Source organism: Geodermatophilus sp. SYSU D01119, assembly GCF_054049975.1.
Genome location: NZ_JBJGYL010000009.1, coordinates 138815 through 163874, shown reverse-complemented (window position 1 = coordinate 163874; position 25060 = coordinate 138815). Strand labels below are relative to the sequence as shown.

General features: G+C 75.7%; 27 protein-coding genes. 16 read left to right on the top strand and 11 right to left on the bottom strand.

Annotation, left to right across the window (positions count from 1 at the left end):
- Positions 1-44: 44 nt before the first annotated feature.
- On the top strand, positions 45-1046 hold the full coding sequence (locus ACI79X_RS09715) for a UDP-N-acetylmuramate dehydrogenase (RefSeq protein ID WP_457025192.1): 1002 nt from the start codon (positions 45-47) through the stop codon (positions 1044-1046).
- 166 nt (positions 1047-1212) lie between these two features.
- Here the strand turns inward: ACI79X_RS09715 and ACI79X_RS09710 are convergent, their stop codons facing one another.
- Positions 1213-1998 carry an SDR family oxidoreductase gene (locus tag ACI79X_RS09710; RefSeq protein ID WP_457025191.1) on the bottom strand — a complete coding sequence of 262 codons (786 nt, stop codon included), beginning with the start codon at positions 1996-1998 and terminating at the stop codon, positions 1213-1215.
- Positions 1999-2126: 128 nt separating this feature from the next.
- Between ACI79X_RS09710 and mshA the strand changes: the two genes are divergently transcribed.
- Genes mshA through ACI79X_RS09685 form a run of 5 tightly spaced genes read left to right on the top strand, consistent with a single transcriptional unit; the run spans position 2127 to position 6692 of the window.
- Complete coding sequence (mshA, locus tag ACI79X_RS09705; RefSeq protein ID WP_457025190.1) at positions 2127-3410, top strand: D-inositol-3-phosphate glycosyltransferase; 1284 nt, start codon at positions 2127-2129, stop codon at positions 3408-3410.
- On the top strand, positions 3407-3985 hold the full coding sequence (locus tag ACI79X_RS09700) for a YbjN domain-containing protein (RefSeq protein ID WP_457025189.1): 579 nt from the start codon (positions 3407-3409) through the stop codon (positions 3983-3985). Before mshA ends, ACI79X_RS09700 begins: the two co-directional genes overlap by 4 nt.
- Positions 3982-5583, top strand: a complete 1602-nt coding sequence (locus ACI79X_RS09695; protein ID WP_457025188.1) for an MFS transporter — start codon at positions 3982-3984, stop codon at positions 5581-5583. Before ACI79X_RS09700 ends, ACI79X_RS09695 begins: the two co-directional genes overlap by 4 nt.
- A 10-nt stretch (positions 5584-5593) precedes the next feature.
- The gene (locus tag ACI79X_RS09690; RefSeq protein WP_457025187.1) at positions 5594-5896 is read left to right on the top strand and encodes a hypothetical protein; all 303 of its coding nucleotides are present in this window, start codon (positions 5594-5596) and stop codon (positions 5894-5896) included.
- Positions 5897-5927: 31 nt separating this feature from the next.
- Positions 5928-6692 (top strand): phosphoglyceromutase, encoded by a 765-nt coding sequence (locus ACI79X_RS09685; protein WP_457025212.1) that lies wholly within the window; start codon positions 5928-5930, stop codon positions 6690-6692.
- Positions 6693-6750: 58 nt separating this feature from the next.
- Here the strand turns inward: ACI79X_RS09685 and phoU are convergent, their stop codons facing one another.
- A complete protein-coding gene (phoU, locus tag ACI79X_RS09680) occupies positions 6751-7410 on the bottom strand; it encodes a phosphate signaling complex protein PhoU (RefSeq protein ID WP_457025186.1) in 660 nt (219 codons plus the stop codon).
- 217 nt (positions 7411-7627) lie between these two features.
- On the opposite strand from phoU, the gene ACI79X_RS09675 reads away from it, so the two are divergent.
- Positions 7628-8848: a sensor histidine kinase gene (locus ACI79X_RS09675; protein WP_457025185.1), complete on the top strand. Its 1221-nt coding sequence runs from the start codon at positions 7628-7630 to the stop codon at positions 8846-8848.
- Entirely contained in the window at positions 8845-9525 is a 681-nt protein-coding gene (locus tag ACI79X_RS09670) for a winged helix-turn-helix domain-containing protein (protein ID WP_457025184.1), read from the top strand. The genes ACI79X_RS09675 and ACI79X_RS09670 overlap by 4 nt, the downstream gene beginning before the upstream one ends.
- A 230-nt stretch (positions 9526-9755) precedes the next feature.
- On the opposite strand, the gene ACI79X_RS09665 is transcribed toward ACI79X_RS09670, so the two are convergent.
- The gene (locus ACI79X_RS09665) at positions 9756-9977 is read right to left on the bottom strand and encodes a DUF3072 domain-containing protein (protein WP_457025183.1); all 222 of its coding nucleotides are present in this window, start codon (positions 9975-9977) and stop codon (positions 9756-9758) included.
- 10 nt (positions 9978-9987) lie between these two features.
- The gene (locus ACI79X_RS09660; protein ID WP_457025182.1) at positions 9988-10206 is read right to left on the bottom strand and encodes a hypothetical protein; all 219 of its coding nucleotides are present in this window, start codon (positions 10204-10206) and stop codon (positions 9988-9990) included.
- A gap of 81 nt (positions 10207-10287) precedes the next feature.
- Here ACI79X_RS09660 and ACI79X_RS09655 point away from each other — a divergent pair, with 81 nt between their 5' ends.
- Positions 10288-11289, top strand: a complete 1002-nt coding sequence (locus tag ACI79X_RS09655) for a helix-turn-helix domain-containing protein (RefSeq protein WP_457025181.1) — start codon at positions 10288-10290, stop codon at positions 11287-11289.
- A gap of 10 nt (positions 11290-11299) precedes the next feature.
- Here the strand turns inward: ACI79X_RS09655 and ACI79X_RS09650 are convergent, their stop codons facing one another.
- The 3 genes from ACI79X_RS09650 to ACI79X_RS09640 form a co-directional block, all read right to left on the bottom strand.
- Positions 11300-12151 (bottom strand): class I SAM-dependent methyltransferase, encoded by an 852-nt coding sequence (locus ACI79X_RS09650; RefSeq protein WP_457025180.1) that lies wholly within the window; start codon positions 12149-12151, stop codon positions 11300-11302.
- Between the two features lie 5 nt (positions 12152-12156).
- On the bottom strand, positions 12157-14355 hold the full coding sequence (locus ACI79X_RS09645; protein ID WP_457025179.1) for a bifunctional MFS transporter/dTMP kinase: 2199 nt from the start codon (positions 14353-14355) through the stop codon (positions 12157-12159).
- Positions 14356-14448: 93 nt separating this feature from the next.
- Entirely contained in the window at positions 14449-15267 is an 819-nt protein-coding gene (locus ACI79X_RS09640) for a hypothetical protein (protein ID WP_457025178.1), read from the bottom strand.
- A gap of 88 nt (positions 15268-15355) precedes the next feature.
- Between ACI79X_RS09640 and ACI79X_RS09635 the strand changes: the two genes are divergently transcribed.
- Together ACI79X_RS09635 and ACI79X_RS09630 are read left to right on the top strand one after the other, a co-directional pair.
- Positions 15356-16300 carry a Ppx/GppA phosphatase family protein gene (locus ACI79X_RS09635; protein ID WP_457025177.1) on the top strand — a complete coding sequence of 315 codons (945 nt, stop codon included), beginning with the start codon at positions 15356-15358 and terminating at the stop codon, positions 16298-16300.
- On the top strand, positions 16300-17058 hold the full coding sequence (locus ACI79X_RS09630; RefSeq protein ID WP_457025176.1) for a hypothetical protein: 759 nt from the start codon (positions 16300-16302) through the stop codon (positions 17056-17058). Before ACI79X_RS09635 ends, ACI79X_RS09630 begins: the two co-directional genes overlap by 1 nt.
- Positions 17059-17082: 24 nt before the next feature.
- Here ACI79X_RS09630 and ACI79X_RS09625 read toward each other — a convergent pair whose 3' ends face one another.
- Positions 17083-17649 (bottom strand): type 1 glutamine amidotransferase domain-containing protein, encoded by a 567-nt coding sequence (locus ACI79X_RS09625; RefSeq protein ID WP_457025175.1) that lies wholly within the window; start codon positions 17647-17649, stop codon positions 17083-17085.
- Between the two features lie 85 nt (positions 17650-17734).
- On the opposite strand from ACI79X_RS09625, the gene proC reads away from it, so the two are divergent.
- The 5 genes from proC to ACI79X_RS09600 all read left to right on the top strand — a co-directional run bounded on the left by proC (position 17735) and on the right by ACI79X_RS09600 (position 21596).
- Entirely contained in the window at positions 17735-18553 is an 819-nt protein-coding gene (proC, locus tag ACI79X_RS09620) for a pyrroline-5-carboxylate reductase (RefSeq protein WP_457025174.1), read from the top strand.
- Between the two features lie 252 nt (positions 18554-18805).
- The gene (locus ACI79X_RS09615; RefSeq protein ID WP_457025173.1) at positions 18806-19147 is read left to right on the top strand and encodes a helix-turn-helix domain-containing protein; all 342 of its coding nucleotides are present in this window, start codon (positions 18806-18808) and stop codon (positions 19145-19147) included.
- 320 nt (positions 19148-19467) lie between these two features.
- Positions 19468-19566 carry a 30S ribosomal protein bS22 gene (locus ACI79X_RS09610; protein ID WP_012854759.1) on the top strand — a complete coding sequence of 33 codons (99 nt, stop codon included), beginning with the start codon at positions 19468-19470 and terminating at the stop codon, positions 19564-19566.
- A 10-nt stretch (positions 19567-19576) separates the two neighbouring features.
- The gene (locus ACI79X_RS09605) at positions 19577-20695 is read left to right on the top strand and encodes an NAD-dependent epimerase/dehydratase family protein (RefSeq protein WP_457025172.1); all 1119 of its coding nucleotides are present in this window, start codon (positions 19577-19579) and stop codon (positions 20693-20695) included.
- Positions 20688-21596 (top strand): lysophospholipid acyltransferase family protein, encoded by a 909-nt coding sequence (locus ACI79X_RS09600; protein ID WP_457025171.1) that lies wholly within the window; start codon positions 20688-20690, stop codon positions 21594-21596. Before ACI79X_RS09605 ends, ACI79X_RS09600 begins: the two co-directional genes overlap by 8 nt.
- A 207-nt stretch (positions 21597-21803) precedes the next feature.
- Here the strand turns inward: ACI79X_RS09600 and ACI79X_RS09595 are convergent, their stop codons facing one another.
- The 3 genes from ACI79X_RS09595 to ACI79X_RS09585 all read right to left on the bottom strand — a co-directional run bounded on the left by ACI79X_RS09595 (position 21804) and on the right by ACI79X_RS09585 (position 24870).
- On the bottom strand, positions 21804-22712 hold the full coding sequence (locus ACI79X_RS09595; RefSeq protein WP_457025170.1) for an HAD family hydrolase: 909 nt from the start codon (positions 22710-22712) through the stop codon (positions 21804-21806).
- Between the two features lie 87 nt (positions 22713-22799).
- Positions 22800-23957: a DUF5667 domain-containing protein gene (locus tag ACI79X_RS09590; RefSeq protein WP_457025169.1), complete on the bottom strand. Its 1158-nt coding sequence runs from the start codon at positions 23955-23957 to the stop codon at positions 22800-22802.
- 118 nt (positions 23958-24075) lie between these two features.
- The gene (locus ACI79X_RS09585) at positions 24076-24870 is read right to left on the bottom strand and encodes a sigma-70 family RNA polymerase sigma factor (protein WP_457025168.1); all 795 of its coding nucleotides are present in this window, start codon (positions 24868-24870) and stop codon (positions 24076-24078) included.
- Positions 24871-25060 lie beyond the last annotated feature (190 nt).

The following is a 25060-nucleotide window of genomic DNA, read 5'->3' as shown; positions in this document are numbered from 1 at the left end:
TCCGCCTCCCCGGCGGGCTGGCGGGCCGTGTCTACCGTGGGCGGGTGCTCGTCCGCTCCGACGCCCGTCTCGCCGACCTGACCACCCTCGGCGTGGGCGGTCCCGTCGACCGGCTGGTCGAGGTCACGACCGCCGCCGACCTGGTCGCCGCCGTCCGGGAGGCCGACGACGCCGGTCGCCCGCTGTTCGTCCTGGGCGGCGGCTCGAACGTCGTCGCCCCCGACGCCGGGTGGTCCGGCGACGTCGTGGCGGTGCGCAGCCGCGGCGTGCAGCGGCGCGGCGACGTCCTCGAGGTGCAGGCCGGCGAGCCGTGGGACGACCTGGTCGCGCTCACCGTCGAGCAGGAGCTGGCCGGGATGGAGGCGCTGTCGGGCATCCCCGGCTCCACGGGCGCGACGCCGGTGCAGAACGTCGGCGCCTACGGCCAGGAGGTCGCGCAGACGATCACCGAGGTGCGCGTCTGGGACCGCACCGAGCGTTCCGAGCGGGTGCTCTCGAACGCCGACTGCGCCTTCGGCTACCGCGACAGCCGGCTCAAGCGCGAGCCCGGCCGGTTCGTCGTCCTCACCGTCACCTTCGCGCTCGACCCGGGCCCGCTCTCGCGCCCCGTGCAGTACGCCGAGCTGGCCAAGCGCCTCGGCGTCGAGCTGGGCGGCCGGGCGCCGCTGGCCGACGTCCGCGCGGCCGTGCTGGAGCTGCGGCGCGGCAAGGGGATGGTGGTCGACCCCGCCGACCCCGACACCCGCAGCGCCGGCTCGTTCTTCACCAACCCGGTCGTCCCGCCCGAGCAGGCCGTGCCGGGCTGCCCGAGCTGGCCCGCCGGCGACGGCCGGGTCAAGCTCAGCGCCGCCTGGCTGGTGCAGTCGGCGGGCTTCGGCCGCGGCACCCGCGACGGGCGGGTGGGCACCTCGTCGCGGCACAGCCTGGCGCTGACCACCGAGCCCGGCGCGACGGCCGAGGAGCTGATGGCCTTCGCCGACCGCGTCGTCGCGGCCGTGCGGGAGCGCTTCGGCGTCACGCTGGTCCCCGAGCCCCAGCGGCTGTGACATGGTGATCCTCCGGATCACACCGCGGCCGGGTGCCGTCCCCGGCTCGCCGTGAGCCCTGCCACGGCGTCCCGGTCGGGAGCCTCCGGCCCCGCGACCGGCCCACCGTCCTGCGCGGGGGCGGCCCCGGTCGGGTGCCGTCCCCGGCGCGTGGCGGGCCGGAGGGTCAGTCCTCGCGGTGGATCTTGTGCTGGGCGGCCTGGGCGCGGGGGCGGACGACGAGCAGGTCGACGTTGACGTGGTGCGGCCGGGTGAGCGCCCAGGCGATGCAATCGGCGACGTCCTCAGCCACCAGCGGCTCGCGCACGCCCCGGTAGACCGCATCGGCCTTCTCCTGGCTGCCCGTGCGGTTGAGCGAGAACTCCTCGGTGCGCACCATCCCCGGCGCGATCTCGATGACGCGCACCGGCTCGGCCACCAGCTCCAGCCGCAGCGTCTCGGCGAGCGTGTGCACGCCGTGCTTGGCCGCGGTGTAGGACGCGCCGCCCTCGTAGCTGATGAGCCCCGCGGTGGAGCCCACGAACAGCAGGTCGCCCGCGCCCGAGGCCCGCAGCGCCGGCAGCAGCGCCTTGGTCACCCGCACGGTGCCGAGGACGTTGACGTCGTAGGTGCGCGCCCAGGAGTCGAGGTCGGCGTCGGCCACCGGGTTCGCGTCGAACGCGCCGCCGGCGTTGTTGACCAGGACGTCGACCCGCGGCAGCGCGGCGGCGAACGCCTCCACCGACGCGGGGTCGGTGATGTCCAGCTGCAGCGCGCGGCCGCCGGTGCGCTCGGCCAGCTCCTCGAGGCGGTCCAGCCGCCGGGCGCCGAGGACGACGTCGAAGCCCTCCGCCGCGAGCCGCTCGGCGGTGGCCGCGCCGATGCCGCTGGAGGCACCGGTGACGACGGCGGTGCGCCCGGACCCCGGCAGGGAACGGGCGCTGGACGGTGAGAGATCGGCGACACCCGGCATGTGGTCATCCTGTCCCTGTTGCAGGATGGAGAGCCGACAGGGGTGCCGGGACGGTGCCCGGGACGGCGCGAGGCAGGAGGTCGGGGGTGCCTGCTCGCCGACGCCTCGGCTCCCGTGCGCTCCGCCGGGTGGCGACGATCTCGGTGCACACCAGCCCCCTCGACCAGCCCGGTGCCGGCGACGCCGGGGGCATGAACGTCTACATCGTCGAGGTGTCCCGGCGGCTGGCCGCGCGCGGCATCGCCGTCGACGTGTTCACCCGCGCCACCTCCAGCGACCTGCCTCCGGTGGTCGAGATGAGCCCCGGCGTCACCGTGCGGCACGTCAGCGCCGGCCCGTTCGAGGGCCTCGGCAAGGAGGAGCTGCCCGGCCAGCTGTGCGCCTTCACCGCCGGCGTGCTGCGCGAGGAGGCCCTGCACGAGCCCGGGCACTACGACGTCGTCCACTCGCACTACTGGCTGTCGGGCCAGGTGGGGTGGCTGGCGCGCGACCGGTGGAGCGTGCCGCTCATCCACACCGCGCACACCCTCGCGAAGGTGAAGAACGCCGCGCTGGCCGACGGCGACCGCCCCGAGCCGCGGGCGCGGGTGATCGGCGAGGAGCAGGTGGTGGCCGAGGCCGACCGGCTGGTGGCCAACACCGAGGAGGAGGCCCGCCAGCTCGTCGAGCACTACGGGGCCGACCCGCGGCGCACCCTCGTCGTCCCGCCCGGCGTCGACCTCGACCGGTTCACCCCCGGCGACCGGGCCGCCGCCCGCCGCGCGCTCGGCGTGCCCGCCGACGCCGTCGTGCTGACCTTCGTCGGGCGCATCCAGCCGCTCAAGGCGCCCGACCTGCTCCTGGCCGCCGCCGCCCGCATGCTCGACGACGACCCCACGCTGCGCGGCCGGCTCCGGGTGCACGTCGTCGGCGCGCCCAGCGGCTCGGGACTGGAGGCGCCCCGCCAGCTGGAGGAGCTCGCCGCGCACCTCGGCATCGCCGACCTCGTGCGCTTCCTCCCGCCGCAGAGCCCCGACCGGCTGGCGCTGCACTACCGCGCCGCTGACGTCGCCGTCGTGCCCAGCCACAACGAGTCCTTCGGGCTGGTGGCCCTGGAGGCCCAGGCGTGCGGCACCCCGGTGGTGGCCGCCGCCGTGGGCGGGCTGCCCACCGCCGTGCGCGACGGCGTCTCCGGCGTGCTCGTCGGCAGCCGCGACCCCGGCGCCTACGCCTCCGCCATCCGCGCCGTGCTCGCCCGCCGCCCGCTGCTCGCCGCCGGTGCCCGCCGGCACGCCGCGGCGTTCTCCTGGGACCGCACCGCCGGCGCGCTGGTCGACGCCTACGCCTCCGCGGCCGCCGAGATGGCCGCCGCCGGGCGCCCTGCGCTGCGGCCCGTGGCCGGGCTCCCGACCGTGCCGCAGGTGGCCTGGTGACCGGCCCGGAGGAGGTCCGCACCGCGCGGGCCGACGTCGTCGCGGCGCTGGACGCCGTCATCGACGCCACGCTGCGCGAGGCCGAGCTGGTGCACGAGCACCCTGCCCCCGGTCGCTGGCTGGTCGACCTGCCCGGCACGAAGAAGCTCAAGACGGTGTGCGGGCTCGTCGTCGGCGAGCACGCGCTGCGCGTGGAGGCGTTCGTCTGCCGCCAGCCCGACGAGAACCGCGAGCAGCTGTGGACCCACCTGCTGCAGCGCAACGCCCGCATGTACGGCGTCGCGTGGTCGATCGACGGCGTCGGCGACATCTACCTGACCGGCCGGCTGCCGCACGCGGCGGTCACGCCCGAGGAGCTCGACCGGGTGCTCGGCGCGGTGCTCAGCTACGCCGACGACTCGTTCAACACGCTGCTCGAGATCGGCTTCGGCACCTCGATCCGCCGCGAGTGGGAGTGGCGGGTCAAGCGCGGGGAGTCGCTGCGCAACCTCGAGGCCTTCGCCGCCTTCGCGCAGGCCGGGGGAGCCGACCGGAGGGACGGCGGGGCAGCGCCCGCAGCGGACGGCGGGGGATGACCGCTCCCGGGCGGGAGGACCTGGCGGCCGCCGCCGACGAGCGTCCCGGACACGCCCGGCGCTGGTGGGTGCTGGCCACCATGACCGTCTGCCTGCTCGTGGTGATCATGGGCAACACGACGCTCAACGTCGCCATCCCGACGCTGCAGCGCGAGCTCGGCGCCACCCAGGGCGAGCTGCAGTGGGCCGTCGACGCCTACATCGTCGTCTTCGCCGGGCTGCTGTTCTCCTGGGGCGTCCTCGGCGACCGGATCGGCCGCCGGAGGGTGCTGCTGATCGGGCTCACCGTGTTCGCCGCGGGGTCGGTGCTCGCCGCGTTCTCCGACAGCCCGCTGGAGCTGATCGCCTGGCGCGCGGTCATGGGCGTCGGCGGGGCGGCGGTGCAGCCGACCACCCTCGCCGTCATCACCAACGTCTTCCCGCCCGCCGAGCGGGGCCGCGCCATCGGCATCTGGGCGGCCACCGCCGGGCTGGCCGTCGCGGGCGGGCCGCTGGCCAGCGGCGCCGTCCTCACGCACTACTGGTGGGGCGCGATCTTCCTCATCGGCGTGCCGGTCGCCGTCCTCGGCGTCGCGGGCACGCTGGCGTTCGTCCCCGAGTCGCGCGACCCCGCGCCCGGCCGCCTCGACGTGCCCGGCGTCCTGCTGTCCATCGCGGCGCTGGCCGGCCTGGTCTACGGGATCATCCACGGCGGCTCCGGGGTCGGCTGGGCGACGCCGGGCGTGCTCGTCCCGCTCGTCGGCGGCGCGCTGCTGCTGGTGCTGTTCGTCTGGCTGCAGCGGCGCTCCCCGCACCCGGCGCTCGACGTCTCGCTGTTCCGCAACCCGGCCTTCTCCGCCGCCGCCGCGGCGCTCGGCCTGAACTTCTTCGCGCTGATGGGCGCGACCTTCTACCTCGTCTACTACTTGCAGGGCGCCCGCGGCTACGACCCGCTGCAGTCCGGCGCCGCGCTCATCCCGGTAGCCCTCGGGATGGCGCTGATGGCCCCGCGCAGCTCGCGGCTGGCCGAGCGGTTCGGCGCGAAGGCCGTCTGTGCGGGCGGGTTCGTGCTCATCACGCTGTCGTTCCTGGGCTTCCAGCTGCTCGACCAGGCCGCGCCGCTGTGGCTGCTGCTCACCGCACTGACGGTGCAGGGCCTCGGCATGGGCGCGGTGATGGCGCCGGCCACCGAGTCGATCATGGCCGTGGTGCCGCGCGAGAAGGCCGGCGCCGGCGCCGCGGTGAACAACACCGTCCGCCAGGTCGGCGGCGCGCTCGGCGTGGCCATCCTCGGGTCGGTGCTGGCCACCGCCTACGCCGCGAACGTCGGCCGCGCCGTCGACGTGCTGCCGTCGGCGGTCCGCGCCGAGGCGAGCACGTCGATCGCGGCCACCCTGGAGGCGGCCCGGACGACGGCGGAGCAGGCCCGCGCCGCCGGCGACGAGCAGGCCGTCGCCGCCGCCGGGGCGCTCGAGGACACCGCCCGCGAGGCGTTCGTGTCGGCCATGCACCTGACCGCCGTCGGCACCGCCGCGGCCTCGGCGATCGCCGCCGTCGTCGTCCTGGTGTGGCTGCCCGGGCGGCGCCGGCCGGGCGCGCCGGGGGCGTCCGCCGCCTAGCGTGGGGGCCGTGCAGGAGCCCCCCGCTCAGCAGGAGCGGCTCGGCCGCGCGCTGATGGGCGTGGTGGCCGCCTCCGGCCTGGTCTACCCGCTGCTGCTGTGCGCCGTGCAGCTCGTGCTGGCCCAGCTGTTCGTCGTGGACGTCGGCGCCACCGTGCTGTGGCTGGCGGTCGCGGTGGGCTGCAGCGTCGCGCTGGTGGCGGCGGTGCGGTGGGGCGCCGCCCGGCGGGTCCGCAGCCCCTGGCTGCTGGCCGGTCTGGCGCCCCCGGCCCTCTACGAGGCGTGGGTGCTCTGGCCACTGGTCACCCGCTGAGGACGGCGTCGGGCAGGATGGGCCCGTGACCATGTCTGCGGGAACCACGCCCGGGACCCTCGTGCTGCTCCGCCACGGCGAGAGCGAGTGGAACAGGGCCAACCTGTTCACCGGCTGGGTCGACGTCGAGCTGTCGGAGAAGGGGCGCGCCGAGGCCGCGCGCGGCGGGCAGCTGCTGGCCGAGCACGGCCTGCTGCCCGACGTGCTGCACACGTCGCTGCTCAGGCGCGCCATCACCACCGCCGAGCTGGCGCTGGCCGCCGCCGACCGGCAGTGGATCCCGGTGCGCCGGTCCTGGCGGCTCAACGAGCGGCACTACGGTGCGCTGCAGGGCAAGGACAAGGCCGCCACCCTCGCGGAGTACGGCGAGGAGCAGTTCATGACCTGGCGCCGCTCCTACAGCACCCCGCCGCCGCCGATCGAGCCCGGCAGCGAGTACTCCCAGGACGCCGACCCGCGCTACGGCTTCCTGCCCCCGGAGGTGCGGCCGGCCACCGAGTGCCTGGCCGACGTCGTCGTCCGGATGCTCCCGTACTGGTACGACTCGATCGTCCCCGACCTGCGCACCGGCGCCACCGTGCTGGTCGCCGCGCACGGCAACAGCCTGCGGGCGCTGGTCAAGCACCTCGACGGGATGGGCGAGGACGAGGTCGTGGGGCTCAACATCCCCACCGGCGTCCCGCTGCGCTACGACCTCGACGCCGACCTCCGCCCGGTGAAGCCGGGCGGGGAGTACCTCGACCCGGAGGCCGCCGCGGCCGCGATCGAGGCCGTGAAGAACCAGGGCAAGAAGTAGCCCCGACGACGAGGGCCCCCGCACCGTGCGGTGCGGGGGCCCTCGTCGTGGGCGGGGCTCAGTTGCCGATCGCGGACATCTCCCGCTCACCGGTGACCAGGAAGACCACCCGGCGGGCGACGCTGACGGCGTGGTCGGCGAAGCGCTCGTAGTAGCGGCCGAGCAGCGTGATGTCGATGGCCGACTCCATGCCGTGCGGCCAGCCGGGGCTCAGCAGCTCGGTGAACAGCTGGCGGTGCAGCTGGTCCATGAGGTCGTCGTCCTTCTCCAGCTGGGCGGCGCCCTGGACGTCGAGCTTGGCGATCACCGAGCCGACCTGGGCCACCAGGCTCTGCGCGACGTGGCCCGCCTCGAGGAAGATCGGCCGGACCTCGGCCGGGACGGCGGACTCGGGGAACCGCATCCGGGCCAGCTTGGCCACGTGGACGGCGAGGTCGCCCATGCGCTCGAGGTCGCCCACGATCCGCATCGCGGTGGTGACCGTGCGCAGATCGGTGGCCACCGGCTGCTGGCGGGCGAGCAGGGTGAAGCAGCGCTCCTCGATGCTCTCGCGCACCGCGTCGATGTGCTCGTCGCCGGCGATCACGAGGTCGGCCAGGGCGACGTCGGCGTCGAGCAGCGCGGTCGTGGCCTTGCTCATCGCCGAGCCCACGGAGTTCGACATCTCCACCAGGCAGTTGTTGATGTCCTCGAGCTCTTCGCGGTAGTGCTCGCGCACGGGGTCCTCCTCGTCGGGCCGGCCGTCACCGGGCACGCCGTCCGGACACCTCTGCTCGGCGCCGTCCCTGAGACCATGAGGGTAGGTGCCCGCCGGACACGGTGAGATCCCGCCCGGTGAACGCGGGGGCACCCGGGCATGAACAATCGGTCTACCCGGTTCCGCGTCCACTCACACGGGGGATGTACCGGGCCCGGCGACGCCTAGCATCGGCGGCGTGAGCCTGCTGGTCGCCGTCGTGGCCGGCCTCGTCGTCGGTGCGGCGCTGGGAGCCGTCGCGGTCCTCCTGGCCCGCCGGCCGTTCGACGCGGCCGCGCGGGCCGCTGCCGACCCCGGAGACGCCGCCCGCGAGGCCGCGCTGGCCCGGCGGCTCATCGACCTCATGGACCCCGCCGTCCTGGTGCTCGACAAGGACGACGCCGTCGTCGTGGCCAACCCGGCCGCCCGCGCGCTGGGCCTGGTCCGCGACCGGCGGCTGCTGGTCCCCGCGCTGTCGGACCTCGTCCGCACCGTGCGCACCTCCGGCAGCCGGCGCGCCGACGTCTCCCTGCCCGGCGAGGTGGTCGGCGGCGGCACCCGCCTGGTCGGCGCCCACGGTGTCCCGCTCGACGCCGCGCCCACCGTGGTCCCCGGCCCGGTCGCGCTGGTGCTCCAGGACGTCACCGAGGCCCGCCGCGTCGAGGCGGTCCGCCGCGACTTCGTCGCCAACGTCGGCCACGAGCTCAAGACCCCGGTCGGTGCCCTGGGGCTGCTCGCCGAGGCGATGCAGGGCGCGGCCGACGACCCCGACACCGTGCAGCGCTTCGCCGCCCGCATGGCCCACGAGGCCGACCGGCTCGCCAAGCTGGTGCGCGAGCTCATCGACCTGTCCCGGCTGCAGGGCGCCGAGCCGCTGCCCGAGCTCGCGCCGGTCGACGTCGACACCGTCCTCACCGAGGCCGTCGACCGCACCGGCCTGGCCGCCGCGGCCAAGGGCATCACCATCGCCGTCGGCGGGCGCCGCGGCCTGGTGGTCCGCGGCGTGGAGAACCAGCTGACGACGGCGGTCACCAACCTGCTGGCCAACGCCGTCGCCTACAGCCCCGAGAACACCAAGATCGCCGTCGGCGCACGGGCCCGCGGCGGGTTCGCCGAGATCGCCGTGACCGACAGCGGCATCGGCATCCCGCGGGCCGACCGGGAGCGGGTGTTCGAGCGCTTCTACCGGGTCGACCAGTCGCGGGCCACCAGCACCGGCGGGACCGGGCTGGGCCTCGCGATCGTCAAGCACGTGGCCAGCAACCACGGTGGCTCGGTGAGCGTGTGGAGCGAGGAGGGCCTCGGCTCCACGTTCACCCTGCGCATCCCCCTGGCGGTCGAGGACCCCTCCGACCGCCCCGAACCTCCCGGCGCGGCGGACGACGCCCCGGCCGGGGTCCTCCAGGAAGGACGGAAATGACGCGAGTGCTCGTGGTGGAGGACGAGGAGTCCTTCTCCGACGCGCTGTCCTACATGCTCGGCCGTGAGGGCTTCGAGGCGGTCGTGGCCGCCACCGGCCCCGAGGCGCTGGCCGAGTTCGACCGCGCCGGGGCGGACATCGTCCTGCTCGACCTCATGCTCCCGGGCCTGCCCGGCACCGAGGTCTGCCGGGCGCTGCGCTCCCGCAGCAACGTCCCGATCATCATGCTCACGGCCAAGGACTCCGAGGTCGACAAGGTCGTGGGCCTCGAGCTCGGCGCCGACGACTACGTCACCAAGCCCTACTCGGCCCGCGAGCTCGTCGCCCGGATCCGCGCGGTGCTGCGCCGCCGCGGCGACGTCGACGCCCCCGTCGACGGCGCGCTCGAGGCCGGCCCGGTGCGCATGGACGTCGAGCGGCACGTCGTCGCCGTCGACGGCGAGCAGGTCGCCCTGCCGCTCAAGGAGTTCGACCTGCTCGAGCTGCTGCTGCGCAACGCCGGGCGCGTGCTCACCCGCGGCCAGCTCATCGACCGCGTCTGGGGCTCGGACTACGTGGGCGACACCAAGACCCTCGACGTCCACGTCAAGCGGCTGCGGGCCAAGATCGAGCCCGACCCGGCCAACCCCAAGCACCTCGTGACCGTCCGCGGGCTGGGCTACAAGTTCGAGCAGTGACATCTGTCGGCCTCCGGCCGACCCCGCGGCCAGGTGCCGTCCCGGCCTGCGCTGAGCCCTGCCACGGCGTGCCGGTCGGGAGCCTCCGGCCCCGCGACCGGTCCGCCGTCCTGCGCAGGGCGGCTGCCGTGGGGTGACGCGGCTCCGTGCCGCTCACCTCGTGTCGCGCGCGCGTCCGTCAGCTCAGGGGTGGGTCCTGCGGACCCGCCGCCCGAGCCGACCGGCGGGGGTCACTGGCCCCGGCCGGTCTCCTCCTGGAGCTCGTCGATCTTCTTCGACGCGTCGGCCTTCGTGATGTCGTCCGGCACGTCCTCGCCGGCCTGGCGGGCCAGCGTGTGCAGGTAGCTCTTCTGCGCGCCGGTGGCGGGCTCGTCGCCGGTCACCCAGTCCGACGGGTCCTTCTCCGCCGTGGGGTCGCCGGCCTGACCGGTGTTGACGTTCGATTCGCTCATGTGTTCGAGCCTAGGCGCGCGCGAGCTCCGGCGCAGGTCGAGCGGCCGCGGCGGCCGGGGCGGTCTCGCGCTCCTCCCAGCGGCGGCCGGTCCGGTAGACGTGCACGCTCCCGCAGGAGGGGCACTCCACGGCCAGCGCGACGTGGGTCGGGTGGTTGGTGACCGATCGGATCCGCCGGTCGGCGACCAGCTCGTCGGTCCGGGTGACGGGGCAGGTGATCAGCAACATGCGATGAGCGTGCTCCGGCCGCCTCGCGCGGACGAGTGGCAGAGGTGACATGGATCGCGTCTTTCCTGCCATGATGTCGGCGTGACCGGAACCGACCGTCCCGTCGTCGTCAGCCTCCTCGCCGGTGACGGCGTCCTGGGCGCCTTCGGCCTGGGCGTCGCCGCCGAGGTCTTCGGCTACGACCACTCCCGCTTCGGCCTGCCCCGCTTCGACTTCGCCATCGTGAGCACCGCGCCCGGGGTGGTGCGCACCGACACCGGGCTCGCGGTCCACGCCGAGCACGGCCTCGAACGGCTCGCCGTCTCCGACGTCGTCCTGGTCACCGCCTGGGAGAAGTTGTCGAGGCCGGTGCCGGACGAGGTGCTCGACGCGCTGCGCGCCGTGCACGCCCGCGGCGGCCAGATCATCAGCCACTGCACGGGCGCGTTCGTCGTCGCGTCGGCGGGGCTGCTCGACGGCAAGCGCGCCACGACCCACTGGCGCTACGCCGGCGAGCTCGCCGCCCGCTACCCGGCCGTCGACGTCGACCCGCGGGTCCTCTACGTCGACGAGGGCACCCTCATCACCGGCGCCGGCACGGCCGCAGGTGTCGACGCGCTGCTGCACTTCGTCCGCCGCGAGTGGGGCTCCGCCGCGGCCAACGCGCTGGCCCGCGAGATGGTCGTCCCGCCGCACCGCGACGGCGGCCAGGCCCAGTACATCGACGAGCCCGTCGCCCGCTGCGAGGACGACCTGCTCGGACTCGTCCTCGACTGGGCCCGCGCCCACCTCGCCGAGGACATCAGCGTCGAGGTGCTCGCCCGGCGCGCGCTCATGAGCCCGCGCAGCTTCGCCCGCCGGTTCAAGGCCACCACCGGGACGACGCCGCACGCGTGGCTGCTCGCCCAGCGGCTGGCCGCGGCCGAGACCCTGCTGGAGGAGAGCGACGCCCCGGTCGAGGAGATCGCCCGGCTCGTCGGCTTCGGCACCGCGGCGGGCTTCCGCGAGCAGTTCGGCCGTCGCCGCGGCGTCTCCCCGCGGGCCTACCGGCAGACGTTCCGCGCCGGGGCCGTGGTGCCGGTGGGCGAGGGCTCGGCCGCCTGAGGGCGGGAGGTCAGACCGGGATCGGGCGGGCCACGCCGACCAGGCTGTCGAGCCGGCCGGCGTTGCTCGGCGCCAGCGGGCTGCGCACCACCTGTGTCAGGGCGAAGCCCGCGCGCGCCAGCACCATCGCGTGCGTGCGCGGGGTGAAGTGCCAGATGTGCTCGGCGGGCTTGAGCGTCCACCAGCGGGTGCCCAGCAGCCGCGCGGGCAGCGACGAGACGTAGGGCGTGGAGAACAGCACGACGCCGTCCTCGGCCACCAGCGAGCGCGCCGTCCGCCAGAAGTCGAGCGGGTCGGGCACGTGCTCGACGGTGTCCCAGGCGCAGACGACGTCGAAGCCCGGGGTGAGCGGCGCGTCGGCGAGCTGGCCGCAGAAGACGTCGAGTCCGAGCGTGTCCACCGCGTGCCGCGCGCCGGTGCGCGACAGCTCCACGCCGCTGGTCTGCCAGCCGCCGCGCCGCGCCGCGTCGAGGAACAGCCCGTAGCCCGCGCCGACCTCGAGCAGCCGGCCCCCGGCGGCGCGGCCGCGCACCCGGTCGAGCAGCGCGAGCCGGCCCGCCGTCCAGGTGCGCTGCAGGACCATCGCCGGGTCGAGGCGCTTCGCCTCCTGGGCCGTCCCGCCGTCGATGGCGTCGCCGTAGACGCGGCCCTCGAAGTAGCCGGCGTCGTCGTAGAGGCGCTGCAGGGCCTCCGGCCGCAGCCGCGGGCTGACGAACACCAGGCCGCAGGACGGGCAGCGGACGACGCCGAAGGGCGTGAGGTCGTGCACCGGCCGGCCGCGGACGCCGCAGAGGCAGCAGTCGACCTCCTCGGTGTCCTCGGCCGTCCACGTCGGCGGGGGAGGCGTCACCGGGGCAGTCACGGCGATCAGCCTACGGAGCCTCCGGGGATGCTCCCGGTACCGGTCCGGCCCGCCCCGACCGGCGCGTCGGCCGGACCGCTCGCGCCGTCGGTGGCGTCCACGGGGTCCGCGGGGGCGCTCTCCGGGTAGCGCTGGGCCAGCAGCGTGCCCAGCCGGCGCTTCACCGCGGCCGACACCAGCCCGTCGCCGTCGTGCGGCGCGTCGGCGTCGAGCAGCTCGCCGGGGACGACGACGTAGCGGTCGGGCGCGGCGTCGGCCCGGGCGAGGAAGCCGGCGCGCACGGCGTCGGCGTCGGCGCCGGGGGGCCCGACGGTCACCGGCGAGTCGACGAGCACGGTCAGGTCGGGCAGCAGGCCGCGGGTGGCCCACAGCGACGTGCGCAGGATGCGGTCGGCGTCGAGGCCCTGGCCGGCGCCGTGGAAGGCCATCGAGGTGTCGACGTAGTGGTTGCACACCACGACCTGGCGGCGCTGCAGCGCCGGGCGGATCACCGTGGCCACGTGCTCGGCGCGGTCGGCGGCGGCCAGCAGCGCCGCGGTGTAGGCCGCTACCGGGCGGCCCTCGTCGTCGGTGACCGCGCGTCCGTCCGCGGGCGGCGCGGCCGGCGGGAACAGCAGCCCGCGCACCTGCCGGCCCAGGCCGGTGTCGCTGGGCTCGTGCGTGGTCACCACGGGGCGGCCGTCGGCGCGGAGGACCCGGGCCAGGTCGGCGGTGTAGCGGCGGGTGAGGTCGCGGTCGGCGCCCTCGACGACGACGAACAGGCCGACCCCGCTCGAGGAGGCCGACAGCAGGTCCGAGCTGCCCCACAGCAGCCGGAACACGTCGCGGGCCCGGGTGCCGGGGCGCCCGCGCGGCGCCACCTGCCGGACGGCGTAGGCGCTCACCCCGAGCGCCAGGAGCGCGCCCACCAGCAGCGTCAGGCCGGGGCCGGTGACGGTGAACCGCAGCTCGCCGACGTTGAGCTCGTGCGAGCCCAGCAGGCCGGCCAGGCCGGGGCCGACGGCGACCGCGAGCAGCAGCTCGATGCGCACCGAGGAGAAGACGAAGGCGAACACCCGCCCGCGCAGCCGGTCCTCGACCTCGAAGCCGATCAGCGTGTAGCCGATGATCCAGGAGACCCCGGCGAACAGGCCGACGAGGAACGCCGCGGCCGCGGCCAGCACGAACTCCTGCAGCAGCGACATCGCGAGCAGCGCGAGGCCGGCCAGGCCGATGGAGCGGGCGAACAGGCTGCGTCGGGGGATGGTCGGCAGGATCCGCGGGCCGACGAGCATGCCCATCGCCAGGCCGGTGAAGACGACGCCGAAGAGGATGCCGTACCCGGCGGCGCCGGCGTCGAGGGTGACGACGTAGAGCTGGGCGACGCCGACGGTCAGCCCGCCCGCGCCGAAGGCCCCGATGACGCCCACGTACAGCGCCCGCATCAGCGGCTGCCCGCGGAGGAACGAGACGCCCTCGACGACGAGCGAGAACACGTTGGCCGGCGCCTCGCGGTCGACCTGGGTGGCCGGTATGAGCGCCCGCGACAGCAGCACGATGCCCGCCGACAGCGCGAACGTCAGCGAGTTGAACACCAGCGCGACGACGATCGCCGTCCTCGTGTCGCCGTCCTCGCCACCCGGGAACACCCGCGAGACGGTGGACAGGAGCGCGAACAGCAGCGCGGCGACGGGCACCGACCCGTACACGCTGAACAGCGACACCTGGTTCGCCGTCGCCAGCCGCTCCCGCGGGACGATCGCCACCCAGTTCGCCTGCTTGGCCGGGTTGGTGAACAGGCCGACCGCCTCGACCAGGAACTGCGCGACGTAGAGCCAGGTCAGCTCGTAACTGAGCGCGATGGAGAGGTAGAGGCCACAGGCCAGCAGGTCGCCGACGATGACGGTCGTGCGGCGGTCGAGCCGGTCGGCCAGGGCGCCGGCGATCGGGCCGAGGAGCAGGTCGGGCAGCAGCCGGGTGAGGATGACGCCGGAGATGGCGACGCCCTGCACCGCCGTCGACTCGTCGCGGGTGAGCTGCTGGGCCATCGCGGTCGTGGCGAGCAGGCCCAGCCAGTCGCCGAGGCTGGAGACGGCGATCGCCGCCCACATGCGCCGGAAGACCGGGATGCGCAGCAGCGCGACGAACGCGTTGTCGGTGCCCCGACCGGTCGCCGACGACCCGGGCCCGTGCGTGCCCGGGCTCGCCGCATGTCCGTCGCTCACAGTCCTCGCCGTCCGGTCGTCGCGGTCGTCCTCCGCAGGGTAGTGGCGCAGCGTGATCGTCAGGCCGCGCCGCACCCGGACGGGCGAGCGGTCTCAGGCTCCCGGCCGCCGGGGGAGCAGCGTCAGGGACACCGGTGCGGGGCTGGCCGGGTGCGGGGCGACGAGCCCCTGGTCCAGCCGCGCCTCGGTGAGCCGGAGCAGCTCGGCGTAGGCGTCGGGGCCGACCAGCGCGGCCAGCTCGGCGGCGTAGGTGAGCACCAGCGGCTCGGGGGAGACGTGCGCGGCGGGCGAGCCGGTGCACCACCAGTGCAGGTCGGCGCCGCCCGGCCCCCAGCCGCGGCGGTCGAACTCGCCGATGGTGCTGACCAGCACGGTGCTGCCGTCGGGCCGCTCGACCTCCTCCTGCTCGCGGCGCACCGGTAGCTGCCAGCAGACGTCGGGCTTGGTGAGCAGCGGGTGCAGGTCCTCGCGCAGGGCCATGCGGTGCAGCGCGCAGCCGGTGCCGCCGGCGAAGCCGGGCCGGTTGAGGAAGACGCACGCGCCGTCGACCAGGCGGGTGCGCAGGGAGCGGACGCCGCCCTCCTCGGGGGCCACGTCGTCGGCGGAGTCCTCCTCGGTCCAGGCGCCGCGGCCCACCGGGGCGAGCTGCCAGTCGTCGTCGGTGAGGTCGGCGACGGCGGCGGTCACCCGGGCGAGGTCGTCCTCGTCGCTGAAGAAGGCGCCGTGGCTGCAGCAGCCGTCGTCGGCCCGGCCGGGGACGACGCCGGCGCAGCCGCGGCCGAACACGCAGGTCCAGGCCGAGGACAGCCAGGTGAGGTCGGCGCGGACCCGGTGCCGCGGGTCGGCCGGGTCGGGGAACTCCACCCACTCGCGGGCGAAGTCGGGGTCGACCTCGGGCGGCACGTCCTGCACCCGCCCAGGCTAGACGGAGGACCCCGTCCCTCTCCTGCCTCGCTCCGCTCGCCACGAGCCTCCGGAGGGGGCCAGGCAGACTGGGGCCATGCGGCTCGGGGTGCTGGACGTCGGCTCGAACACCGTCCACCTCCTGGTGGTCGACGCGCACCGCGGCGCCGAGCCCACCGCGCAGCACGACGACCGGTGGCTGCTGCGCCTCTCCGAGCACGTCGGCGCCGACGACGTGCTGTCGAAGGAGGGCGAGAAGGCGCTGGTCAAGGCCGTGCAGAAGGCCTGCGACCAGGCGGAGAAGGAGAAGTGCGACGAGGTCCTCGCACTCGTCACCTCCGCCATCCGCGAGGCGCGCAACGGCATGGACGTGCTGGCGCGGGTGCGCTCGCGGACCGGCGTCGACCTGCAGGTGACCAGCGGGGAGGAGGAGGCGCGGCTGACCTTCCTCGCCGTCCGCCGCTGGTACGGGTGGAGCGCCGGGCGGCTGCTGGTCCTCGACATCGGCGGCGGCTCGCTGGAGCTGGCCACCGGCACCGACGAGGACCCCGACGTGGCGCTGTCGGTGCCGCTGGGCGCCGGCCGGATGACCCGCCGGTTCCTGCCCGAGGCGGCCACGGGCGGCCGTCCCGACCTCGCCGCCCTCAACGCCCTGCGCGAGCACGCCTCCGACGTGCTGCGGCCCGCGGCGAAGAAGCTGCGCGCCGCCGGGCCACCGGACCTGGTCGCCGCCACCAGCAAGACCTTCCGCACGCTCGCCCGGCTCACCGGCGCCGCGCCGTACTCGGCGGGGCTGCGGGTGCCGCGGGAGCTCAGCGCCGGCGGGCTGGACCAGCTCATCGGCTTCGTGTCCCGGATCGAGTCCCGCGCGCTGGCCGAGCTGCGCGGCGTGTCGCCCGACCGCGCGCACCAGGTCCCGGCCGGCGCCGTGGTGGCGCAGGCCGCCATGCAGGCTCTGGATCTACCCTCCGTGCGGATCTGCCCGTGGGCCCTGCGGGAGGGCGTCATCCTCCGGCGGCTCGACTCCCTGGGAGGCGCGTGATGTCACAGCCCGGTCCGGAGACCGGTGGCCGGCCGCTGGCCGACATCCTGCGCGAGGCCGGCATCGAGGCGCCGCGCAGCGCCCGGCGCCGCCGCGGGGACACCGGCGACATCCCGGTCAAGCAGCGCTCGCGGGAGTCCGACACCGACGGCGGCCGCCCCAACCCCGGCCGCCGCGCCAGTGACACCGGCCGGACCTCCGACACCGGGCGGGTCCCGGACACCGGGCGGGACCCCGGCCGGAAGCGCGAGGCCGCCCGCCCGGCCCGCGACGCCGACCGGGACACCGGGCGCAGCGCCCCGGCGACGGCCGGTCGCGGGCCCGACGGCCCGACGACGGCCGCCATCCCCGGTCTCGGCGGTCCCTCGCGCAAGCCCGGCGTGCCCGGCGCCGCGGATCCCGCGCCGGCCACCGGCCCGATCCCGGTGACCCGGGCCGGCGAGACCGACGTCCTCGACGAGCCGCTCGGCGCGAAGGAGGGCGCGCTCGCCTGGCTGCGGTTCGCCGGCGAGCTGGTGCTGGCCCTCGCCGCAGGCGTCGGCATCTACTTCCTGTCCACCGTCGTGTGGGAGCAGCTCCCGCAGGTGGCCGTGGTGCTCGCCCCGCTCGCGGTGACCGCCCTGGTCGCCGGCGTCGGCGCCTGGCGCAGCCGCACCGGCCGGGAGCCGGTGGGGCCGAAGCTGGTCGCCGTCCTCGTCTTCGCCGGCACGCTGCTCACCATCGCCCCGGCCGCCGGGCTGCTCGCCGCCGCCACCTGACGCGGCGAGCGGCCCGGCCGGGGCTCACTCGTCCTCGTCGGCCTCGGTGTCGGCCTGCGCGAACTGCTCGACGATCGCCGCGGAGAACGCGTCGAGGTCGTCGGGGTTGCGGCTCGTGGTCAGGTTGCCGTCGACGACGACCTCCTCGTCCACCCACTTGGCGCCGGCGTTGCGCAGGTCGGTCTGCAGCGAGGGCCACGACGTCATGCGCCGCCCCCGGACGACGTCGGCCTCGGCGAGCACCCACGGCGCGTGGCAGATCGCCGCCACCGGCTTGTCCGCCTCGAAGAACGCCTTCACGAACGCGACGGCGTCGGCGTCGGCCCGGACGAAGTCCCCGTTGATGACGCCGCCGGGCAGGACCAGCGCGGCGTAGTCCTCGGGGTCGGCCGAGGCGACGGTGGTGTCGACCTTCTTCGTGTCGCCCTTGTCGATGTGCTGGTACATGGTGATCGTGCCGCCGTCGAGCGACACGAGCTCCGGTTCGGCCCCGGCCTCCTCCAGCGCCTGCCACGGCCGCTCGAGCTCGACCTGCTCGACGCCGTCGGTCGCGAGCACGGCCACCTTCATCCCGTCCAGTTCTCCTGCCATGCGGGCGCGGCTACCCGGGGCCCCCGGGCGGCACACCCCGGCGCACTACGGTCCGACCGGTACCTCGACAGGCGGGAGCGGGCGGATGGGCGAGCGGCGGGGCCTGGCGGTCCTGGGCGGCGGCAAGATGGGCGAGGCGCTGCTGGCGGGGCTGGTGAGGCGGCAGGGCGCGGACGGCGTCGTCGTCTGCGAGCGGCACCCGGAGCGGGGCGCGGAGCTCGCGGCGCGCTACGGCATCGACGTCGTCTCCTTCGAGGAGGCGGCGGCGCGCTCGCGGGTGCTCCTGCTGGCGGTCAAGCCGCAGGACCTGCCGGCCCTGCTGGAGCTGCTGGCGCCGTCGGTCGGCCCGGACCACCTGGTGGTGAGCATCGCCGCGGGCATCTCGACGGCGACCATCGAGGCGGCCCTGCCCGCCGGCGTGCCGGTGGTGCGGGTCATGCCCAACACCCCGGCGCTGGTCGACGAGGGCATGAGCGTGCTGTCGGCCGGGGCGTCGGCGGGCGAGGCCGAGCTGGACGAGGCCGAGGCGCTGCTGTCGACCGTGGGCCGGGTGGCGCGGGTGCCGGAGTACCAGCAGGACGCGGTGACGGCGCTGTCGGGCAGCGGCCCGGCCTATTTCTTCTACCTCGTCGAGGCGATGGTCGACGCCGGCGTGCTGCTGGGCCTGCCGCGGGCGCTGACGACGGAGCTGGTGGTGCAGACGGCGCTGGGCTCGGCGGTGATGCTGCGGGAGTCCGGCGAGCACCCGGCCCAGTTGCGGGACGCGGTGAGCAGCCCGGGCGGGACGACGATCGCCGGCATCCGGGAGCTGGAGCGGCACTCCGTCCGCTCGGCGCTCATCGCGGCCATCGAGGCGGCCGCGCGGCGCTCGGTGGAGCTGGGCCGTCCCGACGGGAGCCGGTGACCGTACCCCGGCTCAGGCGCTGATGGGTGGACGCTGCGTCACCGTGTCGACACATCTCCTCGTGGACGCGCCGATACGGCTGTGAAGCGAGTTGCATAGGTGTAGTTCTGCCAGGGACGGACCGTTCCCCGTGTTCGTTTCTTCCATCGCATCAGTCACGCGGGCCCCCCTACTCTCTGTATCAGCACGTGCGTGTCCCGTAGCCGGTGGGGAAGCCGGCGCCCGACTCGTGCTAGGTCCGGAGAGCTGATCATGACCATGCCCCAGCGCACCAACGCCGCCTACGTCCGCCCGGCCGTGCCCGGCCCCCGCCCGATGGCCCGCCCCATCCCGGCCGCCGCCGTCGCCCGCCCCGTGGGCCCGCAGCACCCCGCCGCCGTGCCGGTCGGCCGCCCGGCGGTCCCGCAGCCGCGCGCCGCGGTCACCTTCCTGACCGTCGCCGAGGTCGCCAGCATGATGCGCGTCTCCAAGATGACCGTGTACCGCCTCGTCCACGCCGGCGAGCTGTCCGCCGTCCGCGTCGGCCGCTCGTTCCGCGTCCCGGAGCGCGCCGTCCAGGACTACCTGCGCGACGCCTACACCGACATCGCCTGAGTCGTGACCGCCTGACCGGGCGCGGCCCGGTCGCCGTGGCACCCCGCCGCGGCCGCACCACAGCACCACCACGCAGCACCACCACGCAGCACCACCGATCGACCGTCGATCGGCGCCCCCACCCCTCGGGGTGGGATCCGTCCGGCCCGGTTCCCGCGGCAGCGTCGCCGCGGGGGCGCCGGGTAGGCTCGGGCGCCGAGCGACAACCCCGGCCCCGGCCGGAGCCGTCGCACACGAGCTGATCCACACTCGCGTGGCGTCCGGTTCCGCCCCTGCGGCCACCGGCGGACGCCACGCGGCCAACACGTCGGGAGCAGGACATGGGTTCGGTCATCAAGAAGCGCCGCAAGCGGATGGCGAAGAAGAAGCACCGCAAGCTGCTGAAGAAGACCCGCGTGCAGCGTCGCAACAAGAAGTGAGCTGACGCTCGTGCCGCCCGCGGTCGTCCTGGTCACCGGCGTGAGCCGGTGGCTCGGTGGCGCGCTGGCGGCCGAGCTCGCTCGCGACCCGGCCATCGACCGGGTCATCGGGGTCGACACCGTCCCCCCGTCGGCGGAGCTGCTCCGCCGCCTCGGCCGCACCGAGTTCGTGCGCGCCGACATCCGCAACCCGCTGATCGGCAAGGTCATCGCCACCGCGGGGGTCGACACCGTCGTCCACATGAACATCAGCTCCACACCCGCCGGTGCCGGTGGGCGGGGGCCGATGAAGGAGCTCAACGTCATCGGGACGATGCAGCTCCTCGCCGCCTGCCAGCGCGCCCCCTCGGTCCGCCGCCTCGTGCTCAAGTCGACCAGCGCCGTCTACGGCGCCTCGCCGCGCGACCCGGCCGTCTTCACCGAGCGGATGCAGGCCCGCCGCGTCCCCTCCGGCGGCTTCGCCAAGGACAGCCTCGACATCGAGGGCTACGTGCGGTCGTTCTCGCGCCGCCGTCCCGACGTCGGGGTCGCCGTCCTGCGGTTCACCAACTTCATCGGCCCGCGGATCGACTCGGTGCTCACCGGGTTCCTGCGCATGCCGGTGGTCCCCACGGCGCTCGGCTACGACGCCCGAGTGCAGCTGCTGCACGAGGACGACGCCCTCGGCGTGCTCACCCGCGCCACCACCGGTGACTTCGCCGGCACGGTGAACGTCGGGGGAGAGGGCACGCTGCTGCTGTCGCAGGTCATCCGCCGCCTGGGTCGGCTCCAGCTGCCGGTGCCCTCGCCGGCGCTGGGGTCGCTGAGCCGGCTCACCCGCCGGTTCGGTTTCGTCGACTACTCACCCGAGCAGATGCGCTTCCTCAACTTCGGCCGCGTCGTCGACACCACGGTGCTGCGCACCGAGTTCGGCTACACGCCCCGCTACACCACGTCCGAGGCGCTCGCCGACTACGCGCGCACCGTGCCGCCGGTCGTCCCGCCCGCGCTCGTCGGCGACCTCGCCGGCCGCGCGGAGGGCCTGGTGCACCGCGCCGGCTCGGTCGCCACCACCGTCGGCACGACCGTCCACGGCAGGCTGCGGCCGGCCCCGGCGCCCCCCGGGCTGCGGGCGGTGCGCGATGCCTGAGGCCCGCGTCATCCGGCTGCGTCCCGACGACGAGCAGCCGAACGTCCCGCCGCCGTCGGACCCGAGCTGGGACGAGCAGGTCGCCGGCGGCCTGGAGTTCCTCCGCCGCCGGCTGACCGGGGAGTACGAGACCGACGAGTTCGGCTTCGACCCCGACCTCACCGACCACGTGCTGCTGCCGCTGCTGCGGCCGCTGTTCTCGCGCTGGTTCCGGGTGGAGACCTCCGGTGTCGAGAACGTCCCCACCGACGGCGGCGCGCTCGTGGTGGCCAACCACTCCGGCACCGTCCCGGTCGACGCGCTCATGGCCACCGTCGCGCTGCACGACGACCACCCGGCGCAGCGGCGCTTCCGGCTGCTCGGCGCCGACCTGGTGTTCGACCTGCCCGTCGTCGGCTCGCTGGCCCGCAAGTTCGGCGCGACGCTGGCCTGCAGCGAGGACGCCGAGCGGCTGCTGTGCGGCGGCGAGCTGGTCGGCGTGTTCCCCGAGGGGTTCAAGGGCGTCGGCAAGCCGTTCCGCGACCGGTACACCCTGCAGCGGTTCGGCCGCGGGGGTTTCGTCACGGCGGCACTGCGCACCGGCAAGCCGATCATCCCGTGCGCCATCGTCGGCGCCGAGGAGATCTACCCGATGATCGGCAACGCGAAGACGCTGGCCCGCCTGCTCGGGCTGCCGTACTTCCCGGTGACGCCCACCTTCCCGGCGCTCGGCCCGCTCGGCCTGGTGCCGCTGCCGTCGAAGTGGCTGATCGCGTTCGGGGAGCCGATCGAGACGGCGTCCTACGGCCCGGCGGCCGCCGAGGACCCGATGCTGGTGTTCAACCTGACCGACCAGGTCCGCGAGACCATCCAGCAGTCGATCTACCAGCTCCTCCTGCAGCGGAGCTCCGTCTTCTCCTGACATCCGTCGGCCTCCGGCCGACACCGCGGCCAGGTGCCGTCCCCCTGTGGCGTCGAGCCGCACCCGCCGCTCCTCGGGGACCCTCCGGGCGCCGCTCGTCGCGCCGCCTCACAGGGCGGCTCGCGTGGGCCCCCGCGGCCGGGAGCGTCCTGGGACGGCGCCGCGCCTGCGGGCGCTTCCTCGTCGGGGACCCTCCGGGTCCCCTCCTCAGACGGTCTTGCGGCGGCGGAAGGCGAGGGCGCCGCCGACGACGCCGCCGGTGAGCGCGGCCGCGGCCACCGTGGGGACGCCGATCCGGGCGGCCTTCCGGCCGGTGCGGAAGTCGCGGATCGTCCAGCCGCGGGACCGGGCGACGGCGCGCAACTCGGTGTCGGGGTTCACCGCGACCGCCGTGCCCGTCAGCGACAGCATGGGCAGGTCGTTCGCGGAGTCGCTGTAGGCGGTGCAGCGCGACAGGTCCAGGTCCTCGCGCTCGGCCAGCGCCCGCACGGCCTCGGCCTTCGCCTCACCGTGCATGAGCTCGCCCACCAGCCGGCCGGTGTAGCGCCCGTCGACCACCTCCGACACCGTGCCCAGCGCACCGGTCAGGCCGAGCCGGTGGGCGATGATCCGCGCGAGCTCCACCGGCGTCGCGGTCACCAGCCACACCCGCTGCCCGGCGTCGAGGTGCTGCTGGGCCAGGTTGCGGGTGCCCGACCAGATCCGGTCGGCCATCAGCTCGTCGTAGATCTCCTCGCCCGCGTCGACGATCTCCGACACCTCGCGCCCGGCGACGAAGGCCAGCGCCGTCTCCCGGATGGTCAGCATGTCGCCGGCGCTCTCGTTGCCGGCCACCCGGAACTTGGCCTGCTGCCAGGCGAAGCGGGCGATGTCGCGCGAGGTGAGGTACTTGCGGGAGGCCAGGCCGCGGGCGAACCAGAACAGCGAGGCGCCCATCATCATCGTGTTGTCGACGTCGAAGAACGCGGCCGCGGCGCGGTCCTGGACGACGGCCGGGACCGGCTCGACCTCCGCCGCGGCGGCCGACGCGAGACCGGCGACGTGCGCGCGGAGCTCCTCCTCCGACGTCGCCGCCGCGTCCGACCGGCGGCGGCCGCGGAACGGCAGTCCCGGCACGGGCTCCCTCCCTGGCTCTGCGGCCCCGCCTCGCGGCGGTCCCCCGAGCCCGACCCTATCGGCAGCCGCCGGGACGGCCGCCGGGCGTCAGCAGACCAGCGGCCAGACGCAGATGGGCAGCGGGAGGTCGACCAGCGGGCCCGGGGACGGCGACGACGACGTCGGCCCGGTGCCGCCCGGGACCGGCAGCGGCGGCAGCGGCAGCCCCGGGGGCGGGGGCGGGGCCGGGGCCGGGGCCGGGGCCGGCGGCACGCTGCCACCGGTCGGCGCCGACGGCGTCGGCTGCGCGCCGCCCGAGGGGGCGGGTGCCGGTGCCGGCGCGCCGCCCGTCGGGGCGGAGGGAGCCGGGACCGGCGAGGGCACCGCCGGGTCCTGGCCGGCGGGCGGCTCGCCGGAGGGGGTGGCCGTCCCCGGCGCGGGGGCGGTGGGCGGAGGCGAGGGCGCGGCCGGCGCGGCACCGCACACACCCGGCAGCGGGCCGAGCGCGTCGCGGCCGGCGGTGGCCGGGCCGGAGGGGCAGGTGAGCGCGGTCTGCAGGGCGGCGGCGCGCGAGCCGACCTGCTCCACGAGCGCGATCGACGTGCCGGCCTCGCCGGGCAGCGCGGCGCGGATGTCCGAGAGCCGGGTGCCCTGCTGCCGCGCCCAGCCGCCGAGCACGGTCAGCGGCGCGGCGTCCGCGGCCTCGACGGCGCGCGTGAGCACGAGCGCGGCGCCCTCGGTGGTCTGCGCGTCCATCGTCGCGAGGGTGTCGCGGACGAGGTCGGCCGGCGGGGCGCCCCCGGTGGCCTCGACCAGCGCGTCGAGCTCCTGCAGCCGGGTGGTGGCGAACTCGAGCAGGGTCAGGCCCCGCTCGTCGCCGGCCAGGGCGAGCTGGGTCTGCTCGGTGCCCCGCTTGAGGCCGTAGAGGACGTCGCCGGGCTGCGCGTCGCTCGAGAGGGCCACCAGCGTGCCGAGCGCGGTGACCGCCACCGCGACGCCGGCGACCGTGGCCGCGAGCCGGGCGCGCCACGGGTTCGTGCGCCGCCGGGACGGCGCGAGCCGGGCCAGGCCGCCCCGGGGTGCGGGCTCCGGGGTGCGGACGGCGGCCATCGCGACCAGCCGGGCGCGGGTGGCGGCGCGGAAGTCGGGCGCCGGCGCGTCGTCGAGGTCGGTGGCCAGGGCCCGGAGCCGCTCCTCGACGGCGAGCTCGCGTTCCTGCACGGACGCGCGGCGGTGCCTGCCCGCGGCGTCGTGCTCGGCGCTCACCTGCGTCCTCCGGTCGGTCGGTCAGGAGTCGATCGACGGGAGCAACGACGCAGGTCGGGGGCCGTTACGGGGTACCGGCCGGTAACAACGGCGGGTCCCCCGCACGGGGTCCCGGCGGTCACCGCAGCCCCTCCGGCAACAGGCTCGCCAGCCGCCGCACCGCGCGGTGCTGCAGCGCCTTGATCGCGCCGTCCTTCTTCCCCATGACCGCGGCGGTCTCCGACACCGACAGCCCCTGCAGGAAGCGCAGCGAGATGCACTCCTGCTGCTCGCTGCCCAGCTGCCGGATGCAGGCGAGCAGCTGCTCGTTGGTCAGCCGGGCGACGACGGCGTCCTCGGGACCGTCGGTGGCCTGGTCGGCGTCGCGCATGTCCGCGGTCGTGACCTCCAGCCGGAACCGGCTGCTCTTCACGTGGTCGCGGATGATGTTGCGGGCGATGGTCACGAGCCAGGCGCCGACGTCGCGGCCCTGGAACGACAGCGAGTCGATCCGGCGCAGCGCCCGCACGAACGTCTCGCTGGTGAAGTCCTCGGCCTGCGCCCGGTCGCCCACGCGGTGCAGCACGTAGCGGTACACCAGCGTCACGTAGTGGTCGTAGAGGCGGCCGAACGCCTCGGCGTCGCCGTCCTGGGCCTGCCGGACCAGGGTCCAGACGTCCACCCGGTCCCCGGGCAGCGCCTCCTCGAGGGCGGCGAGCTCCTCGGCGAGCGCGCCGTCGTCCTCGACGTCCTGCGCGGGGACCCCGGGCTCCGCGGCCGGGGTCTCGACGTCGGGGGCGTCGACGGCTGGCTCCGCCGGCGGCGCGCCCTCCGCGCTGGCGCGCGGGTACGGCGTCGGACGGGGACGCGGGCTGGGCCGCCGCCCGGTCGGGACGGCGGACGACCGCTCGTCCACCGGGCGCGACTGCGGCATGCGGGACGTCGACCTCCTCGTCGGCCCGCCGAGCCCGGACGGCTCGCCCGACGGGGGTCCTCCCAGCTCGGCGGTGTCCCGCACTGCTGCGGGTCCTGCCCCATGGTGACAACATCACTCCGAACCGTCCACGCCGGGCGGTCGGCCGGTATCCCGCGGTACCTCCCCTGGGGGACCGCTCCCGCCCGGA